The 19,971-nt window shown below is 75.8% G+C and carries 1 protein-coding gene; it reads right to left on the bottom strand.

Going from position 1 to position 19,971, the window contains the following annotated elements; translation table 11 throughout:
- Nucleotides 1-47: 47 nt before the first annotated feature.
- Nucleotides 48-19,970: a non-ribosomal peptide synthase/polyketide synthase gene (locus ELQ39_RS02885; RefSeq protein WP_242590878.1), complete on the bottom strand. Its 19,923-nt coding sequence runs from the start codon at nucleotides 19,968-19,970 to the stop codon at nucleotides 48-50.
- Nucleotide 19,971: the final 1 nt, after the last annotated feature.

A 19,971-nucleotide genomic window follows, 5' to 3' on the forward strand; every position in this document is an offset into this window, starting at 1 on the left:
ACGGGATTGCGTCCGCGGCGGTGGGGCGCGGGCCCCGAGGCGGGGCGTCACCGGCGGTCGCGGGCGTGGTGGGCGATGTGGCGCAAGGCCCGGGCGAAGTCCTCGGCGACAGCGCGCACGGTGGCGGTGGCGTGCAGGGCGGGCCGGTGGTGCCAGATGAAGGACAGCCGCCCGCGCTGGACCGCGCCGACGATCTCCAGCGGGTGGGAGCCGCTGTCGCGCGGATCGTGGTGGCGGCCGAACGAGCCGTGTTCGGCGCGTATCAGGCCGTACCCGGAGTTCTCCGGACGGGCGTCCCACTGTCCGAGGTAGTTGAAGACGACCTGTCCGTGCGCGGCGCGTCCCAGGCGTTCGCGCACCTCGGGCGGGCCGAAGGTGCGCAGCGCGCCGAAGCCGAGGCCGTTGCCGGGCACGGCGCGCAGCTGGCGGCGTACGGACTTCACCAGGGTGCGCCAGTCGCGGCCGGGGCCGAGGTCGGCGGGTTCGGGGACCTGGAGGGCGACGGGGTGGACGGTGGTGAACCAGCCGACCGTGCGGGTCAGGTCGACGTCGTCGAGGACGTCCTCGCGGCCGTGTCCCTCCATGTCGAGGCGGACCTCCTCACGGCCGGTCCAGCGGGCCAGAGCGAGGGCGAGGGCGGCGAGCAGGACGTCGTTGACGCGGGTGCGGTAGGCGGTCGGTGCGGCGCGCAGCAGCGCCTCGGTGTCCGGCTCGTCCAGTTCCACGGTGAGCGTGTCGACGGCGTCGGTGCCGGGGCCGTCCGGCGTCTCGGACGGGAGCGGCTCGGTGTCCACGGCGCGTTCCCAGTAGGGCAGTTCGTGGTCGAAGGCGCCGGAGGCGACGTGTGCGGCGAGGCCGCGGGCCCAGTCGCGGAAGGAGGTGGTGCGCTCCCCCAGCGCGACAGGTTCGCCCTGGGCGGCCTGCCGGTAGGCGGCCTCCAGGTCGTCGCGCAGGATGCGCCAGGAGACGGCGTCCACGACCAGGTGGTGCCCGACCAGGAGGAGGAAGTCGGGCCGGTCGGCGGCGCCGGTGAACAGGGCCGCCCGCAACAGCGGCCCGCGTGCGAGGTCGAAGCCGGTGTGCAGGTCGTCGGCGGCCTTCTCCATCGCCGTGTCGGCGTCGGGGGCGGTGAGGCCGCCGAGGTCGTGGCGGGTCAGGAGCCCGTCGCGGTCGGTGTCGTGCGCGGGCGGGTTGTACTGGCGCCAGCCGTCCTGGCCGGCGGTGAAACGCATGCGCAGGGCGTCGTGGTGGTCGAGCAGGGCGTTGAGGGCGGTCTCCAGGGCGGTGGCGTCGACGCCGGGGGCGAGTTCCACCAGCAGGGACTGGTTGAAGTGGGCGTGGCTTGCGCGCTGTCCGGTCAGGAACCACTCCTGGATGGGGGTGAGCGGCACGTCCCCGCTCACCGCCTCCTCCCCGGTGTGCCGGGGCGCGGAGGTGACGACGCCGGCCAGTTCGGCGACGGTCTGGTGGGTGAACAGGTCGCGGGTGGTCACGTGCAGTCCGTCGCGTCGCAGCCGGGAGACGACCTGCATGCTGAGGACGGAGTCGCCGCCGAGGTGGAAGAAGTTGTCGTGCGCCCCGACGTCGGCGACGCCGAGGACGTCGCCCCAGATGCGGGCGATGCGGCGTTCGGTGCCGGTGCGCGGCGGCGTGTGGGGGCCGGCGGCGGTGTGCGCGGGCCCGGGTTCGGGCAGCGCGTTGCGGTCGGTCTTGCCGTTCGGGGTGAGCGGCAGCCGGTCCAGCGGCACGAACGCCGAGGGAATCATGTGCGCCGGGAGCAGTCCGGCGAGGTGGTCGCGCAGTGCGGATACGGGCAGGTCCTCCGAGGTGCCCTCGGCGGGTACGACGTGGGCGACCAGGCGTGCGCCGGAGCGGCCGTCCGGGTCGCCGCCGCCGGCGCGGACGGTGACCACGGCGTCGCGCACCAGGGGGCTGCCGCGCAGCGCGCTCTCGATCTCTCCGGGTTCGATGCGGAAGCCGCGGAGTTTGAGCTGGTCGTCGGCGCGTCCGGCGAAGCGCAGGTCGCCGTTCGCGTCCCAGCGGGCGCGGTCGCCGGTGCGGTACATGCGCTCCCCGGGGGCGCCGAACGGGTCGGCGACGAAGCGGGACGCGGTCAGTCCCGGCCGGTGGAGGTAGCCGCGGGCGAGGCCGGGTCCGGAGACGTAGAGGTCGCCGGTGACGCCGGGCGGGACGGGGCGCAGGGCGCCGTCGAGGACGTGGACGCGGGTGGCGCCGGCCGGGCGTCCGATGGGCGGGGCGCCCGCGGCCGGGGTGAGCGGGCCGGTCCAGGTGGCGACGACGGTGGCCTCGGTCGGGCCGTACGAGTTGATCATCCGTCGGCCGGGCGCCCACCGTTCGACGAGGTGGGCGGGGCAGGCCTCGGCGCCGACGATGAGCGTGCGCAGGTGCGGCAGGGCGTCGGCGGTACCCGGGTCGACCGTCGCGAGGGCGGCGGGCGGGATCAGGGTGTGGCTGACCCGTCGCTCGGCGAGGACCTCGGCGAGGCGGTCCCCGACGAGGGGGCCCTCCTCCCCGGTGAGCAGGGTGGCGCCGCTGAGCAGCGACACGCACAGCTCCAGCACCGAGGCGTCGAAGCTGGGCGAGGCGAACTGCAGGACCCGGTCTCCGGGGCCCGCTTCGTAGCGCTCGGCGGCCGAGACGGCGAAGGCGGCGAGACCGCGGTGCGTCACCGTGACGCCCTTCGGGGTGCCGGTGGAGCCGGAGGTGTAGATCACGTACGCCGGGTGGCCGACGGTCAGCGGGGCCGTGCGGTCGGCGTCCGTGGGCGCGGTGTCCGGTCCGTCGGCGTCCCACACGGCGGCCGGGTCGTCCAGGACGAGCCAGGCGCCGGCGTCGCGGAGCATGAACTCCCGGCGCTGCTGCGGATAGTCCGGGTCGACGGGCAGGAAGGCGCCGCCGGCCTTGGTGACGGCGAGCTGCGCCACGACCGTCTCCGTGCTGCGGGGCAGGGCCAGGGCCACGATCCGCTCGGGGCCGACGCCCCGGGCGATGAGGCGGTGGGCCAGCCGGTTGGCGGCGCGTTCGACGTGCGCGTACGTCAGCTCCCGCCCGTCGGCGTCGGCCAGGGCGACGGCGTCGGGGGTGTGGGCGGCCTGTCGTTCGAACAGCTCGGGCAGGGTGGCCGGCGGGACCGGGCGGGCGGTGGCGCGGCCCTGGTCGAGCACGGTCTTGAGCGTCTCGTCCCTGGCGAGTGGCAGGGCGCCCAGGGGCCGGTCGGGGTCGTCCGCGACGGCGGTCAGCAGGGTGCCGAGCTGGTCGGCCATGCGTTCGGCGGTGGCGGTGTCGAACAGGTCGGTGTTGTAGGTGAGGACGCCGTGCAGTTCGCCGGTGCCGGTCTCGGCGAACTCCAGGGTGAGGTCGAACGCGGCGTGCCGCAGCTCGCTGTCGACGTCGGTGACCTCCAGGCCGGGCAGGTCGAGGGCGGCGGCCGGGGCGTTCTGGAGGACGACCATGACCTGGAACAGCGGGGTGCGGCTGGTGTCGCGGACCGGCTGGACCTCGTCCACGACCTGCTCGAACGGCGCCTCCTGGTGGGCGAAGGCGTCCAGGACGGTCCCGCGGACCTCGTCGAGGAACTCGGGGAACGGACGGTCGGGCGTGACGCGGGAGCGCAGCACGAGCGTGTTGACGAAGAACCCGACGAGGTGCTGGACCTCGGCGCGGTCGCGGCCGGAGGTGACCGTGCCGACGGTGATGTCCTCACCACCGGTCAGCCGGGCCAGGTAGGCCTGGGCGGCGGCGACCAGCGTGGTGAACAGGGTGGCCTGCCGGTCGCGGCCCACCCGGGCGAGACGGCGGGCCGTCTCGCGGGGCAGGGAGAGCCGAACGGAGGCGCCGTGGTGGGTGCGCACGGCGGGGCGGGGCCGGTCGGTGGGCAGGTCCAGCGTCTCCAGCCCGGCCAGGTGCTCCTTCCAGTACGTGAGGTGGTCGTCCGTGCCGCGCCCGCGCTGCCAGTGCGCGTAGTCGGCGTACTGCACCGGCAGCGGCGGCAACGTGTCGTGCTCCAGGCCGAGTTCGGCGCGGTAGAAGTGGGCGAGGTCGCCGGTGAGCACGCCGGTGGACCAGCCGTCGGTGACGATGTGGTGCAGGGTCAGCGTCAGGATGTGCTCGTCGTCCGCGAGCCTGATCAGGCCCGTGTGCAGGAGCGGACCGCGCCGCAGGTCGAAGGTGCGGGCGCGTTCGGCGTCCAGCAGGTCCGCGAGCAGGGCGTCGCGTTCGCCGCCCGTGAGCTGCGACAGGTCGTGCAGGGTCAGCGGCACGTCCCCGGCCGGGTGGACGATCTGCACACCGTGGCCGTCGACCGCGTCGAAGGTGGTGCGCAGCGCCTCGTGCCGCTCGACCAGGGCGCGCAGCGCCGCGGTGAGGGCGGGCACCTCGAGCCGGCCGCGCAGCCGCAGGGCCAGCGCGGTGACGTACTCGCCGCTGCCCGGCGCGAACTCCTCCAGGAACCAGAGACGTTGTTGGGCGTACGACATCGGGGCGGGCGTGTCCCTGGTGACCGGGACGACCGCCGCGGGCGCGGTGTCGCCGGGACGCTCCTCGCTGAGCAGTGCGGCCAGGGCCTCGGGGGTCGGGTGGGTGAACACCGCACGCGGGGACAGTTCGGTGCCGAACGCCTCGGAGAGGCGGACGGCCAGGCGGATGCTGAGGATGGAGTCGCCGCCGAGCTGGAAGAAGTCGTCCCGCACGCCGGGGCTGGGCACGGACAGGACGTCGGCGAAGACCTCCAGCGTGCGGCGCTCGGCGTCGGTGCGCGGCCCGGCCGACGTGTCCTGCGGCCCGCTCACGGGTTCCGGCGCGGGCAGGGCCGCCCGGTCCACCTTGCCGTTGCGGCTGAGCGGCAGGGCGGGCAGGACGACGAACGCCGACGGCACGAGGTAGTCCGGCAGGGAGCGCCGGGCGAACTCCCGCAGGGAGGTGACGTCTTCGGTGCCGACCACGTAGGCCACCAGGCGGCGGCCGCCATGCCGGTCCTCGCGGGCCAGCACGGTCACGTCGGTGACGCCGGGGTGTCCCGCGAGGACCGCCTCGACCTCGCCGGGCTCGACGCGGAAGCCGCGGATCTTCACCTGGTCGTCGGCGCGCCCAAGAAACTCGACGGTGCCGTCGGGGCGGCGGCGGGCCAGGTCGCCGGTGCGGTACATGCGGCTTCCGGGCGGCCCGGCCGGGTCGGCCAGGAAGCGGGCCGCGGTGTCGCCGGGGCGTCCCAGGTAGCCGCGGGCGACGCCTTCGCCGGCGAGGTACAGCTCGCCCGGGCAGCCCGGCGGTACGGGCCGCAGCCGGCCGTCGAGGACGTGCACGCGCATGTCGTCGAGCGGGTGGCCGATGGGCACGGTGTCCGGGACGGTGGCCGCGTCGGTGAGGGCGGACGACGTGGCGAACGTCGTCGTCTCGGTGGGGCCGTAGCCGTCCACGACGGTCAGGCCCGGGCAGGCGGCCAGGACGCGGCGTACGGCAGCGGCCGGGACGACGTCGCCGCCGGTCCACACCTGGCGCAGCCCGGTGAAGCAGTCCGGCGCGTCCTGCGCGAGCAGCCGGAACAGGCCGGCGGTCAGCCACAGCGCGCTCAGACCGGTGTCGCGGACCAGCCGGCGCAGCAGCGCGGAGTCCAGCGGCCGCGAGGGGGCCACGACCACGCAGCCGCCGGTGAGCAGCGGCCCCCACACCTCGAAGGTGGCGGCGTCGAAGGCCACCGGGGAGTGCAGCAGCACCCGGTCGCACACACCGCCGGTGAAGCGGCTGTCGGTGGCCAGGGCGGCCACGTCGCGGTGGCGTACGGCGACGGCCTTCGGCTCGCCGGTCGACCCGGAGGTGAACATCACGTAGGCGAGCCGGTCGGGGTCGGCCGGTGCGGCGACGGGCACGTCCGGCACGGGAGTGCGGGCGGCGGTGACGTCCTCGGCCGACAACTGGACGGCCGCGCCCGCGCGTTCGATCAGCGTGCGGCGCCGGTCCTCGGGGGCGCGGACGTCCACGGGCAGATACGCGCCGCCCGCCTTGAGCACGGCGAGCTGGGCGACGACGAGTTCGGCACCGCGGTCCATCAGCAGGGCCACCCGGTCCTCGGCGCGCAGTCCGCCGGCGAGGAGCCGGGAGGCCACGGCGTCGGACCAGTCGTCCACGTGACGGTACGTCAGCTCGATGTCGCCGTCGCGCAGTGCGGGCGCCTCGGGGGTGCGGCGGGCCTGCTCGGCGAACAGGGCGACGGGGCTGCGCGGCTCCGCCCGGCGGGCGGTGCTGTTCCACCCGTCCAGCAGGGCGTGGTCGTCCTCGGTCAGCGCCTCCAGCCCGGTCACGTCCGCGTCGGTCTCCAGCGCGTCGGCGAGGGCGCGCAGGACGACGGTGAGGCGGTCCGCGAGACGGTCGGCGGTGTCCGCGTCGAACAGGCCGGCGTCGTAGGCGAGGTCGAGGCCGAGGCGGTCGCCGAGGTGGGCGCGCAGGCACAGCGGGAAGGTGGGCGCGTCCTCGGCGCGCACCTCCTCGACCCGGACGCCCGTGCGGGCGGTGGCGGATTCGTCGACGGGGTAGTTCTCGAACACCACCATGCTGTCGAACAGCGCCTCGCCGGCCGGGACCTCGCTCAGCGCCTGGATGCGGGGCAGGGCGAGGTGGTCGAAGCGCCGGCTGTCGCTCTGGTGCTCCTGCACCGCGCGCAGCCAGGACGCCGCTCCCCCGCCCGTGACCCGGACGCGGGTGGGCACGGTGTTGATGAACATGCCGATCATCGACTCCACGCCGGGCAGTTCGGCCGGGCGTCCCGAGACGGTGGTGCCGAAGACGACGTCGTCGCGGCCGCTGTGGCGGGCCAGGAGCAGCGCCCAGGCGCCCTCGATGACGGTGTTCACCGTGAGTCCGGCGCGGGCGGCCGTCTGCCGCAGCCGCGTCGACAGGTCCTCGTCCAGCCGCCGGCTCGTGAGGGCGCCGGCACGGGCGCGGTGTTCCTCGGCGGGTGTGCGGTCGTACGGCAACGGGGTGCGGGCGGGGAATCCGGCGAGGGTCTCGGCCCAGTGGGCCTCGGCGGCGGCCTCGTCCTGGTCGTGCAGCCAGCGCAGGAAGTCCGCGAAGGGGCGCCTGACCGGTGCGGGTGCCGCCCGGCCGCCCGTGAGGGCGGCGTAGCGCTCGCACACCTCGGTGAGGAGCTGCCCGGTGCTCCAGCCGTCCAGGATGAGGTGGTGGGAGGACCACAGCAGCAGGACCTCGTCGCCGGGCAGCGCCGCCAGTGTGATGCGGGTCAGCGGTGCCGTGGTCAGGTCCATGGCCGCCGCGCGGTCGGCGGCCAGCAGGTCCTCGGTGGCTGCCGCGCGCTCCTCGGGCGTGAGCTGCCGCCAGTCCAGGTGGGTGACGGGCAGCTCCACGTGCCGGTGCACGACCTGCACGGGGTGCGGCAGGCCCTGCCAGTGGACGCTGGTGCGCAGGGCCTCGGTGCGGTCGGCGACCTGCTGCCAGGCGGCGGCGAAGCCCTGCGGGTCGCTGACCCCGGCCAGGCGGACGGCCACGCGGTCCGAGTAGGCGCCCGCCGTGTCCACCAGGCCGTGGAAGAGCATGCCGGCCTGCAGCGGGGTCAGCGGCAGGACGTCGGCCACGTGCCGGCCGTCGCCCACGAGGCGGTCCAGCTCCGGCTGGCCGAGCCCGGCCAGCGGGAAGTCGGACGGGGTGCGGCCGCCCGCGTCGGGGCGGGCGCAGTGGGCCGCGATCTCGCGCAGCGCCGCGCACATCTCCTCGGCGAGGGTGCGGACGGTGGCCTCGTCGTAGACGGCCGGCGGGTAGGTCCAGCCGAGTTCGAGCCGGCCGTCCTGCACCACGCCGGTGATGTCCAGCAGGTAGGGCCGGGGGGCGTCGGGGTCGGTGTCGGAGCCGGCCGGGGGCAGGGCGGCGGCGTACAGGCCGTCGCCGCCCGCGTCGGCGTCCCACTGGCCGTGATAGTTGAAGCCGATCTGAGGTGCCGGGGCGCCGGCCAGCGGGCTCTCGGGCAGCAGGTGGCGCAGCGCGCCGTGGCTCAGGCCGTGCAGGGGCACCGCGCGCAGCTGTTCCTTGACCGAGCGGAGGGTGTCGTGCCAGCCGGCGTCGGGGGCGACGGTCAGCGCGAGCGGGAACTCGGCGGTGAACCAGCCGACCGTCCGGGACACATCCAGGTCGTCGAAGAGGTCCTCGCGGCCGTGGCCCTCCACGCCGACCAGCACGCGGTCGCGTCCGCACCAGCGGGCCAGGGTGCGGCCGAGAGCGCTGAGCAGGACGTCGTTGACCTGGGTCCGGTAGACCTCGGGGACCTGGCGGAGCAGGGCCTCGGTGGCCTCCGGCTCCAGTTCCACGGTGACCGTGGCGGCGGTGCCGTGGGTGTTGGGGCCGGACCGGCCCGCGGGCAGGTCGGCGGGGGCCTCGGCGGTACGCCGCCAGTGGCCGAGGTCGCCGTCCAGGGCGCCGGAGCGGGTGTGGGCCTCCAGCCGCGCCGCCCAGTGGCCGTAGGCGGTGGTGGCCGGGGGCAGCTCGACGGGATGTCCGGCGGCCGTCTGCCGGTGGGCGGTCTCCAGGTCGGCCAGCAGGATGCGCCAGGAAACGCCGTCGACAACCAAGTGGTGTACGAGGAACAGCAGTTGGCCGGGCACGTCCGGGCCGCGGTCGAGGAGGAGGACGCGCGCCACCCGGCCCTCGGCGGGGTCGAGGACGGCGCGGGCCTCGTCCGCGAGACGGGTCGCCTCGGTCTCCAGGGCGGGACCGTCGAGGCCGGTCACGTCATGGAGGGTGACGGTGCCGTCGGGGACGCCGGGCAGGACCTCCTGACGCCGGCCGTCCTCGGTGCGGCGGAACCGGGTGCGCAGGGCGGGGTGGTGGCGTACGAGGGCTTCGGCGGCGGTGCGCAGGGCGGACAGGTCGGTGCCGGGGGCGAGTTCGAGGCGCTGCGACATCGTGAAGCGCAGCGGGTCGCCTGGGCCCCGGCCGTCGAGGTACCAGCGCTGGATGGGGGTGAGCGGCGCCTCGGCGGGCGCCGTCGTGCCGGTGGTGACCGGCGTCGACTCGGTGACCCGCAGGGCGAGTTCGGCGACCGTCTGGTGGCGGAAGACGTCCTTGGTGGTCAGCGCGAGACCGGCCTGGCGGGCCCGGGAGACGATCTGGATGCTGAGGATCGAGTCGCCGCCGAGCGCGAAGAAGTTGTCGCGCGCGCCGACCCGTCCGACGCGCAGGACGTCCGCCCAGATCATCGCGAGGGTCTGCTCGGTGCCGGGTCGGGGCGCCACGTAGGTGTCCGTGGTGTCGGGCTGGGCGGGCGGAGCAGGCAGGGCGCGGCGGTCGGTCTTGCCGCTGGTGGTGCGTGGGATCCGGGTCAGCGGCACGAACGCCGCGGGCACCATGTGGTCCGGCAGGGTGCGGCGCAGCGCGAGGCGCAGTGCGTCGGCGGCCGGGGCTGTGTCCCCGGCGGGCACCAGATACGCCACGAGCATGAGGCGGCCCGCGTGGTCGCGTGCCGTGACGACGGCGTCGGCGACGTCCGGGTGGGCGAGCAGCGCGGCCTCGATCTCGCCGGGTTCGATGCGGAAGCCGCGGATCTTGATCTGTTCGTCTGCGCGGCCCAGGAACTCCAGCACTCCCTGTGCGTCGCGGCGGGCGCGGTCACCGGTGCGGTACATCCGCTCCCCCGGCGCGCCGAACGGATCGGCGAGGAACCGCGCGGCGGTCAGCCCGGCGCGGTTCAGGTAGCCGCGGGCGACCTGGGCACCGGCGAGGTACAGCTCGCCGGGCGTCCCGGGCGGCACCGGGCGCAGGGCGCCGTCGAGGACGTAGGCGCGCAGGTTGGCGCCGGGCCGTCCGACGACCGGCCGGTCGGGACGGTCGGTGACACGGCCGTAGGCGGCGTCGACGGTGCACTCGGTGGGGCCGTACATGTTGTAGGCGGTGACGCCCAGTTCGGCGGCGGCGCACAGCTCGCGCCAGATGTCGGGGCCGGCCGCCTCACCGCCGACGAGCAGCACACGGGGGCGGTGACGGCCGGGGGCGAGCAGCCCGGCGGCGAGGAGTTCACGCAGGAAGGACGGGGTGACGTTGACCAGGTCCAGGTTCCGGTCGGCGATCTGCGCGCAGAACGCCTCGGGGTCCAGGCGCACGTCCTCGTCGATGAGGTGGACCTCCTGGCCGAGGGCGAGCAGCAGCGGGCCCTCCCAGGAGGTGTCGAAGGAGAACGAGGCGCTGAGCGCGGCGCGCAGCCGCCGCCCGTCCGCGGTGTGCGGGGCGACGAGCCCTTCGCGGTGGTCGTGGCAGAGGTTGACCAGGTGGCGGTGTTCCACGACGACGCCCTTGGGGCGGCCGGTGGAGCCGGAGGTGTAGATCATGTAGGCCGCGTGCCGCGGGCACAGCGGGACCGGGCGGTCGCGGTCGGTGGGGTTGTGAGCGGGCAGCCGGTCCCACGGGGTGGCGCACAGCGTGTCGGCGGTGAGCACACTGTGCGGGGCGGCGTCCTCCAGGAGCCCGGCGGCGCGCTCGGCCGGCAGGTCGGGGTCGAGGTGGAGCAGGGTGCCGCCGGCCTTGGCGACGGCGAGCACCGCGACCACCAGCTCGGAGGTGCGCGGCAGCCGCACGGCGACCACCCGCTCGGGTCCGGCGCCCAGGGCCAGCAGGTGGTGGGCGAGCCGGTTGGCGCGGTCGTTCAGGGCGGCGAAGTCGAGGGTGGCGTCCCGGGCGACCAGCGCGGTGGCGTGCGGGGTGCGGGCGGCCTGCGCCTCGAACAGGGCGGGGAAGGTGGTGTCCGGTACGGGGAGGTGCGCCCCCTGCCCGTCCGCCAGCACCCGTCGCCGTTCGTCGGCGGTCATCAGGTCCAGCGCCCGTACGTCGCGGTCCGGTTCCCGCACCGCCGCCTCCAGCAGCAGGCGCAGACGGGCGGCGAGGCCGCGGACGGTGTCCTCGTCGAACAGGCCGGTGTCGTACTCCAGGTGGCCGGTGACACCGTCGTCGCCCTCCACGAAGTCGAAGGCCATGTCGAAGGTGGCGTGCCGGACCGGCGGCAGGAGCGGCTCGGCGTCCAGGCCCGGCAGGGCGGGTGCTTCGGCACCCAGGTTGTGCAGGGCGACCATGACCTGGAACAGGGGGGTGCGGCTGGTGTCGCGTTCGGGCTGGAGCGCGTCCACCAGGCGTTCGAACGGCACGTCCTGGTGGGCGAAGGCGTCCAGGACCGTGCCGCGCACCTGCTCCAGCAGCGCGCGGAACGACGTGCCGGGCCGGACCTCGTTGCGCAGCACCAGCGTGTTCACGAACATGCCGACGACGTCGTGCAGTTCGGGGCGCTCGCGGCCCGCGGTGACGGTGCCGACGGCGAAGTCGTCCTGGTCGGCCCAGCGGGACAGCAGGACCGTGCAGCCGGCGAGCAGGGTCATGTACAGGGTGGCGTCGGCCTCCCGGCCCCGCTCGCGCAGCCGGTCGGTCAGCTCGGCGGGCAGCGTGAACGTCACGAGCGCGCCGTCGCGGGAGCGGACGGCGGGACGCGGCCGGTCGGTCGGCGGCTCCAGCGGCGGTACGCCGGCCAGTCGCTCGCGCCAGTGGGCGAGTTGCCGCTCGACCTGGTCGGTGCGGGCGCGCTGCCAGGCGGCGTGGTCGGCGTAGCGCACGGGCAGGTCGGGGAGTTCGGGGTCGCGGCCCTCGTGGGCGGCCGCGTACAGCTCGCCGAGGTCCCGGCCGAGAACGCCGAGCGACCAGCCGTCGGTGACGATGTGGTGGACGGCGAGGGCCAGGACGTGCTCGTCGGGCGCGGTGCGGGCCAGGCGGGCGCGCAGCAGCGGTCCTGTCGCCAGGTCGAACGGTGTGGCGGCCTCGCGTTCCAGCAGGTCCTCCAGCGCGGCTCCCGAGTCCGGAGCGGCGGTCAGGTCGTCCACGGTCAGGGCGGCCGGGTGCGGCGGGTGCACCACCTGCCGGGGCTGTCCGTCGTGTTCTGCGAAGGTGGTGCGCAGGGACTCGTGGCGGGCGACGAGGCCGTCCAGGGCGGTGCGCAGGGCCGGCTCGTCGAGCGGGCCGCGCAGGCGCAGCACGGACAGCGTCGTGTACTCGGTGCTGCCGGGCTCGAACCGGTCGAGGAACCACAGGCGTTGCTGGGCGTACGACAGCGGCGCCGGGGTCCCGGGGGCGGTCGCCGGGATCGCGTCGGCGGGCGCGGCGGAGGTGTCTCCCACGGGGTCGCCGAGTTCGGCGGCGAGCGCGGACACGGTGCTGTGGGTGAACAGCACGCGCGGGGACACCTCGGGGCCGAACGCGGCGCGCAGCCGGGCGGTGACGCGGACGGCGAGGACGGAGTCGCCGCCGAGCGCGAAGAAGTCGTCCCCGGCGAACACCTCCTCGACGCCGAGGACGTCCGACCAGGCGGCGGCGACGGCCCGTTCGGCGGGGGTGCGCGGTGCGGTGCGGTCGGTGTCGGCGGCGTAGCCGTCCGCCGTCGGGGCGGGCAGGGCGCGCCGGTCGAGCTTGCCGTTGACGGTGAGCGGGAGGGCGTCCATCGGGACGTAGGCGGCGGGCACCATGTGGGCGGGCAGCAGCCGTTCCAGGTGGGCGCGCAGCTCGGCCGCCGGGGGTGTCGCGCCGCCGGTGCCGACGACGTGCGCCACCAGGCGGCGGGTGCCGGAGGCGTCCTCGAACACGCCGACGGCGGTGTCGGCGACCGCGGGGTGGGCGTGCAGGGCGGCCTCGATCTCGCCGGGCTCGATGCGGTAGCCGCGGATCTTCACCTGGGCGTCCGCGCGGCCCAGGTACTCCAGGGTGCCGTCGGGCCGCCACTTCGCGGTGTCGCCGGTGCGGTACATGCGGCTGCCGGCCGGGCCGAACGGGTCGGCGAGGAACCGGGTGGCGGTCAGGCCGGGGCGGCCCAGGTAGCCGCGGGCCAGGCCCTCCCCCGCCACGTACAGCTCGCCGGTCGCGCCCGGCGGCAGGGGCGACAGGTCCGCGTCGAGGACGTAGACCCTGAGGTCGGGTATCGCGACGCCGATGGGGCTGGCGGGGCCGTGCGCGGCGGTGGCGGGGTCGAGCGGGGCGTGGGTGACGTGCACGGTGGTCTCGGTGATGCCGTACATGTTGACCAGGCGCGGGGTGTCGGCCGGGTGGCGGGCCCACCAGTCGGTGAGCCGGCCGACGTCGAGGGCCTCACCGCCGAAGATCACGGTGCGCAGGGCGAGGCGGGCGCCGGTGTCGGGGTGTTCGGCGTCGGCGCGCACGAGCGGGTGGAACGCGGACGGCGTCTGGTTGAGGACGGTGACGCCTTCGTCGGCCAGCAGCCGCAGGAAGTCCTCCGGGGAGCGGGCGGTCTCGTCGGGCACGACGACGAGCCGGCCGCCGTGCAGCAGCGGGCCCCACAGCTCCCACACGGAGAAGTCGAACGCGTAGGAGTGGAACAGCGTCCACACGTCGTCCGGGCCGAAGTCGAACCACGGGCGGGTGCGGGTGAACAGGCGCACCACGTTGGCGTGCGGGATCACCACGCCCTTGGGGCGGCCGGTGGAGCCGGAGGTGTAGATGGCGTAGGCGGGGCTCTCCGGCAGGGGGCGTCGGGCCGGGGCGGGGCCGGTGGCGGGGCGCCGGGCGAGGTCGGCCTCCTCGTCCGGGTCGTCGAGGAGGACGACGGGCACACCGGTGCCGTCGACGCGGGCCGCGGTGCCGGTGGTGGTCACCAGGGTGACCGGGGTGGCGTCGGCGAGGAGGTGGGCGATGCGTTCGGCCGGCGAGTTGGGGTCGATCGGCAGGTAGGCGGCGCCGGTCTTCAGCACGGCCAGGACCGCGACGACCTGGTCGGTGGAGCGGGGCAGGGCGAGGGCGACGAACCGCTCGGGTCCGGCGCCCAGTTCGGCGAGCCGGTGGGCGAGGCGGCCGGCGCGGGCGTCGAGGGTCGCGTAGTCCAGGTGCTCGCTCCCGCAGGTGACGGCGGTGTTGCCGGGGGTACGGGCGGCCTGCGCCTCGAACAGGTCCACCAGCGTCTCGGCGGGGCGGCCGGACGCGGTGCCGTTCCAGTCGGTGAGGATCCGCTGCCGTTCGTCGGCCGTGGTCCAGGCCAGGGTGCGCAGCGGGCGGTCGGTGCCGTCGGCGAGCCCGGTCAGGAGCAGGCGGAGCCGGCCGGCGAGCGCGCGGACGGTGGCCGCGTCGAACAGGTCCGGGTCGTAGGCGAGGTCGAAGCCGAGGCGTTCGCCGTGGTAGGCGCGCAGGACGAGCGGGTAGTTGGTGGCGTCGCGGGAGGACACGTCGGCCAGGCGGATCCCGGACCCGGCCGTGCGGGCCTCGTCGAAGGGGTAGTTCTCGAAGGCGACCATGCTGTGGAAGAGCGGGCTGCCGGACGGCACGTCGCTCAGCTGGGTCAGCTCGGCGAGCGAGGCGGCGGCGAACCGTCTCGACTCGGCCTGGGCGTCCTGGAGTTCGCGCAGCCAGTCCCCGGCGGGGCGGGCCGGGTCGACGCGGACGCGGGTGGGCACGGTGTTGATGAACATGCCGACCATCGACTCGACGCCGGGCAGGTCGTCGGGGCGTCCGGAGACGGTGGTGCCGAACAGCACGTCGTCCTGGGCGGCGTAGCGGGACAGCAGCAGCGCCCAGGCGCCCTGGACGACCGTGCTGAGGGTGAGTCCGGCCTCGCGGGCGGTGCGGGCGAGGCGGGCGGACGCCTCCGCGTCCAGGCCGGCCGTGTGCACGGCGGCGGAGCGGGCCCGGTGGGCCTCGCGCAGGGGGCGGTCGGCGGGCAGCGGGGTGGGTTCGGCGAACCCGGCGAGGACACCCTGCCAGTGGGCGCGGGCGGCGTCGGGGTCCTGGTCGGCGAGCCAGCGCACGTAGTCGCCGAAGGGGCGGCGCAGCGGCGGCCGGGACTCGGTGCCCGCCGTGAGCGCCGCGTACTCCTCGCACACCTCGGTCAGCACCTGGGCGAGGCTCCAGCCGTCCAGGATCAGGTGGTGGGAGGTCCACAGCAGGTGCAGCCGGGCGTCGGGCAGCCGGACCAGGGTGAGCCGCATCAGCGGCGCCGCGGCGAGGTCGATGCCCTCGGCCAGGTCGTCGGCGCGCAGCCGGGCCAGGCGTTCGGCGCGTATCCCCTCGTCCAGGGCGCGCCAGTCGAGGTGGGTGACCGGCATCCGGACGTCGCGGTGCACGACCTGGAGGGGTACGGGGACGTCCTCCCAGACGACGCGGGTGCGCAGGGCCGGGGTGCGGTCGGTCACGCGCTGCCAGGCGACGGCGAAGGCGTGCGGGTCGGCGACGCCGTCGAGCAGCAGGGCGGCCTGGTCGACGTAGACGTCGTCGGGGCCGCCGACCAGCCGGTGGAAGAGCATGCCCTCCTGGAGCGGGGTGAGCGGCAGCACGTCCTCGACGTCGCGGCCGTCGCCGACGAGGCGGTCCAGGCGGTCCTGGCCGAGGCGGGCCAGCGGGAAGTCGGACGGGGTGCGGCCGCCCGCGCCGGGCAGGGCGCAGTGCTCGGCGATCGCGGCGAGCGCCCCGGTCATGCCGTCCGCGAGGCCGCGGACGGTGGCCTCGTCGTGCACCTGGTCGCTGTAGTGCCAGGTGAGGCGGAGTTCGCCGTCGGTGACCACGGCGGAGACGTCCAGCAGGTGGTCCAGCGGTGTGTCCGGGGCGATGTCACGGCCCGGTGTCTCGCCCGCCGGGGCGAAGTCGCCGCCGTCGGCGGCATCCCACTGGCCGTGGTAGTTGAAGCTGATCTGCGGCAGCGGCACGTCCTGCAGGGCGCGGGCGGCCGGGTCGGGCGAGCCGAGGCGGGCGAGGGCCTCGTAGCTCAGGCCGTGCCGGGGCACGGACCGCAGCCGCTCCTTGACCGCCTTGAGGGTGGCGCCCCAGTCGGGTGCCCCGGGCGGTCCGGCGGGCGCGAGGGTGACGGGGTACTGGGCGGTGAACCAGCCCACCGTGCGGGACAGGTCCAGCGTGTCGTCCTCGCGGCCGTGGCCCTCCAGCAGGACGGTCACCCGCTCGGCACCGGTCCAGTCGGCGAGGACCCGGCTCAGCGCGCCGAGCAGCACGTCGTTGACCTGGGTGCGGTAGACGGCGGGCACCCGGCGCAGCAGCGCCTCGGTGGTGGCGCGGTCCACGCGGGCGTCGAGAGTGCGGACCGAGCCGGCCTGCGGGGTGCCGGGGCGGTCCACGGGCAGCGGCGTGCGGGGCTCGGCGGCCTCGGCCGTCCAGTGCGGCAGGTCGGTGTCGAGGCCTCCGTCGCGGACCCGGCGCGCGAGGTGCGCGGCCCAGTCGGTGAACGGCGTGGCGACCGGCTCCAGCCGGACCGCCTCTCCCCCGGCCGTCTGCCGGTAGGCCTCGGCGAGGTCCGCCAGCAGGATCCGCCAGGAGACACTGTCCACCGCCAAGTGGTGTGCGGTGACGAAGAGTTGGGGCCGCACGCCGGATCGGGTGAACAGGGCGGCGCGCAGCAGGGCGCCGGTCCCGGGGTCGAGGGCGGCGCGGGCGGCGGTGGCGGCCCGTTCGCGCTCCGCCGCCGGGTCGGCGGCGCCGGACAGGTCGTGGCGGGTGAGCAGTCCGGTGGCCGGGCCCTCGCCGGGGTGCTGCCGCCAGGTGTCGCCCGAGCGGGCGAACCGGGTGCGCAGCGCCGGGTGGTGGGCGGCCAGCGCCTCCAGGGCGCGCTCCAGTGCCGGGGCGTCGAGGTCGTGCGGCAGGTCCAGCAGCATCGACATGCTGAAGTGCCGCAGCGGGCCGTGGGTGGCGAAGAACCACTCCTGTACGGGGGTCAGCGGCGCCGGGCCCTCCTCGGCGGGGTGCCGCGGCGCGGGCACCTGGGCGGTGCGCACGGACGCGGCGGCGGCGAGGTCGGCGACGGTCTGGTGGCGGAAGACGTCCCGTGAGGTCAGGTGCAGCCCGGCCGCGCGGGCGCGGGAGACGGCCTGGATGCTGAGGATGGAGTCGCCGCCCAGCTCGAAGAAGTTGTCCGTGACGCCGACCCGGCGCGCGCCCAGCACCTCGGCCCAGATGCGGACGAGGGTCTCCTCCTCGGGGGTGCGCGGGGCGACGAACTCACGTTCCTGTTCGCCGCCTTCGAGGTCGGGCGCGGGCAGGGCGCGCCGGTCGACCTTGCCGCTGACGGTCATCGGCAGGGCGTCGAGCACGGTGAAGGAGGACGGCACCATGTGGTCGGGCAGCACCCGCCTCAGGGCGGCCCGCACCTCGCCCGCGGCGGGCCGGGCGCCCGGGTCGGCGGGGACGAGGTAGGCGGCGAGCCGGACGTGGCCGTGCGGGTCGGTGACGGCGACGACCGCGGCGGCGGCGACCGCGGGCAGGTCGGTCAGGGCCGCCTCGACCTCGCCGGGCTCGATGCGGTGGCCGCGCACCTTGACCTGGTCGTCGGCGCGGCCGAGGTAGTCCAGGCGTCCGTCGGCGCTCCAGCGGGCCAGGTCGCCGGTGCGGTACATCCGGGTGCCGGGCGGGCCGAACGGGTCGGGCAGGAACCGGGCGGCCGTCAGTCCGGGCCGCCCGCTGTAGCCGCGGGCCAGTTGCACACCGGCCAGGTACAGCTCGCCGCCGACGCCGGGCGGGACGGGCCGCAGGCGGTCGTCGAGGACGTAGGCGCGCACGTTGGGCAGCGGCCGGCCCACGGTGGGCCGGCCGTCGCCGGATATCCGGCAGGCCAGCGCGTCGACGGTGCACTCGGTGGGGCCGTAGAAGTTGTACGCGGCCACGTCCCGCCGCGCCGCCAGCTCCCGCCACAGGGCGGGTCCGACGGCCTCGCCGCCGAGCATGAGGACGCGCGGGTGGTGACGGGGGTCGGTGAGCAGCCCGGCGGGCAGCAGCTGGCGCAGGTAGGTGGGGGTGAGGTCGAGGAAGTCGATGCGGTGCTCGACGACGTACTCGACCAGAGCGGCGGCGTCCAGGCGGGTCGTCTCGTCGACCAGGTGCAGCGGGTGGCCGTCGGCCATCAGCAGCACGCCCTCGAGGGAGGTGTCGAAGGAGAACGACGCCGTGAGCGCCACCCGCAGCGGTCCGCCGCCCGCGTCGGCGACGAAGCCCTCGCGGTGGCCCGCCAGGAGGTTCGCCAGCGACCGGTGCGCCACGGCGACGCCCTTGGGGCGGCCGGTGGAGCCGGAGGTGTAGATGACGTAGGCGGTGGTGTCGGGGTGCGGGGGCGGCAACGGAGCGTCGACGATGGCGTCTTGAGCCTCGTTCGCCTCCCGCAGCGCGGTCTCGTCGAGGACGAGCGCGGGCCGGGCGTCGTCGAGCAGGAACCGCACCCGGTCCTCGGGCAGCGCCGGGTCCAGGGGCAGGTAACCGGCGCCGGCCTTCCAGACGGCGAGGATCGCCACGATCATGTCGGCGGTGCGCGGCAGCCGGAGGGCGACCAGGCGCTCGGGGCCCGCGCCGCGCGTCACGAGGTGCCGTGCCAGGCGGTCGGCGCGCGCGTCGAGCGTCGCGTAGTCGAGGCGTACGTCACCTGCGACGAGGGCGGTGGCGTCCGGGGTGCGGGCCGTCTGCCGGGCGAACAGCTCGGGCAGGGTCTCCTCGGGGACGGTGAGCGCGGTGGCGTTCCAGTCCCGCGTGACCTGCCGCTCCTGCTCGGGCGAGAGCAGGGGCAGGGCGCCGAGCGGACGGTCGGGGTCCGCGGCGACGCCGTCCAGCGTGCGCAGCAGCTGGTCCGCCATGCGTGCGGCGGTGGCCGCGTCGAACAGGTCGGTGCGGTACTCCAGCAGGCCGGTCAGCCCGTCGCCGTCGGGCAGGAACTCGACGCTCAGGTCGAAGGTGGCGGCCCGCCGGGGCACCGCGACCGGGGAGGCGGCCAGGCCGTGCGGGTCGGGCGCGGTGGGCGGCGCCGGGTGCAGCAGGACCATCACGTCGAACAGGGGGTTACGGCCCGCCTCACGGGTCGCGCCCACGGCCTCGACCAGCCGCTCGAACGGCGTGTCGCCGTGCGCGAAGGCGTCGTTGACGGTGTCCGCGGCGGCGGTGAGCAGGTCCCGGAAGGAGCCGCCGGTCTCGACTCGGGTGCGTAGCGCGACCGTGTTCACGAAGAACCCGACGGCCCGCTCCAGGTCGATTCGCCCGCGTCCCGGGGTGAGCGATCCGACGGTGATGTCGTCCTGCCCGGACCAGCGGGCCAGCAGCGTCTGGCAGGCGGCGACCAGGGCGGTGAACAGGGTGGTGTGCCGGTCGGCCGCGAGCTGCTTCAGCCGGGCGGTGGTGGCGGCGGGGACGGTGAAGGTGTGCACGGCGCCCGCGCCGGACTCCTCGCCGCGGCGGGGCCGGTCCAGCGGCAGTTCGGGGGCGACCGCCCCGGTCAGGTGCTCCTTCCAGTACGCCAGGTGGCGTTCCAGCCGGGCGCCGGACAGCTGCTCGCGCTGCCAGACGGCGAAGTCCGGGTACTGCGTGGCCACCGGCGCCAGGGAGGGGTCGGTGCCCCGGGCGATGGCGTCGTAGGCGGTGCACAGCTCGTCGAGCACGACGCCCATGGACCAGCCGTCGATGACGATGTGGTGGGCCGTCAGCAGCAGGACGTGCGTGTCGGGTGCCTCCCGCAGGAGCAGGGCGCGCAGGAGAGGCCCGGCCTCCAGGTCGAACGGCCGCTCGTACTCGGCCAGCAGCGCCGCCTCCAGGTCCGCGTCGGCCCCTTCCGTGAGGTCGTGGACGGGCAGCGGGAGCGGCCCGGCCGGGTGCACGGTCTGCACGGGGGTGCCGTCGTGCTCCTGGAACGTGGTGCGCAGCGCCTCGTGCCGCGCCACCACGTGTTCCAGTGCGGCGGCCAGGGCGGTGTGGTCGAGGGGGCCGGTCAGGCGCAGCGCGACGGCGCTGTTGTAGCGCGGGTCGCCGGGGCGCAGCCGGTCCAGGAACCACAGGCGCTGCTGGGCGAAGGACAGCGGCAGCGGCCGGGTGCGGTCGGCGCGCGGAATGGCCTGCCGGGCGGTGCCGGGGGCGCCCGGGGCGGCCCGTCCGGCCAGCCGGCGGCGGAGTGCTTCCTGGAGGTCCTGCGGCAGGGCCTCGGCACGGTTTCGCTTCGAAGACGTCATG

This window comes from Streptomyces sp. GB4-14, from assembly GCF_022696125.1.
Taxonomy (GTDB): Bacteria; Actinomycetota; Actinomycetes; order Streptomycetales; family Streptomycetaceae; genus Streptomyces; species Streptomyces werraensis.